The organism is Streptomyces sp. NPDC086077, from assembly GCF_040686175.1.
Lineage (GTDB): Bacteria > Actinomycetota > Actinomycetes > Streptomycetales > Streptomycetaceae > Streptomyces.
In genome coordinates this window covers 1-1,072 of record NZ_JBFBJT010000323.1, presented here as the reverse complement: position 1 = coordinate 1,072, position 1,072 = coordinate 1, and the positions used below count along the sequence as shown (strand labels likewise).

Here is a 1,072-nt window from a genome sequence, read left to right as displayed (position 1 = left end):
TCGGGCCCGGCTGAGGCACCGTGGCTCGGAGCAGTCCAGGAAAGGGGTGCCCCCGGCGCCGTCACGACAAGAAGTGGCCGTCAGCCCATGAACTTCTTGAACTCGTCCGGCAGCTCGAAGTCCTGCGCGCCCTGCTGCGGGACCCCGAAGGCGTTGCCGCCCTGGGCGGCGGCCGCGCGGCGGGCGGCGGCGTCCTGCTCCTGCTGCTTGCGCTTCATCGGGTTGCCGGAGCGCTGCTTGCCCTTGGCCTTCTTCTGCTGTTTCTTCGCCCGGCCGGGGCCGCCGCCCATGCCCGGGACCCCCGGCATGCCGGGCATGCCGCCGCCCTGCGCCATGCGGGACATCATCTTGCGGGCCTCGAAGAACCGCTCGACCAGGTTCTTCACGGCGCTGACCTCGACACCGGAACCGCGGGCGATACGGGCGCGGCGCGAGCCGTTGATGATCATCGGGTCCTGGCGCTCGCCCGGCGTCATCGACTTGATGATCGCGGCGGTGCGGTCGACGTCCCGCTCGTCCAGGTTCTGGATCTGGTCCTTGATCTGGCCCATACCGGGCAGCATGCCGAGCAGCTTGGAGATGCTGCCCATCTTCCTGACCTGCTCCATCTGGGCCAGGAAGTCGTCCAGGGTGAAGTCCTGGCCCTTCTTGGACGCCAGCTTGGAGGCCATCTTCTCGGCCTCTTCCTGGCTGAACGTCTTCTCCGCCTGCTCGATCAGGGTGAGCAGGTCACCCATGTCGAGGATGCGGGAGGCCATCCGGTCAGGGTGGAAGGCGTCGAACTCGTCGAGTTTCTCGCCGTTCGACGCGAACATGATCGGCTTGCCGGTGATCTGCCGGATCGACAGCGCCGCACCACCGCGGGCGTCACCGTCGAGCTTGGAAAGCACCACGCCGTCGAAGCCGACGCCGTCGCGGAAGGCCTCGGCGGTGTTGACCGCGTCCTGGCCGATCATCGCGTCGACGACGAAGAGGATCTCGTCCGGGGAGACGGCGTCGCGGATGTCCGCGGCCTGCTGCATCATCTCCTGGTCGATGCCGAGGCGGCCGGCGGTGTCCACGATCACGATGT

At 68.0% G+C, this 1,072-nt stretch carries 1 pseudogene; it reads right to left on the bottom strand.

The window, feature by feature from the left end:
• Positions 1-80: 80 nt before the first annotated feature.
• Positions 81-1,072: pseudogene (locus tag AB0O67_RS37360) on the bottom strand (signal recognition particle protein); the annotation flags it as partial.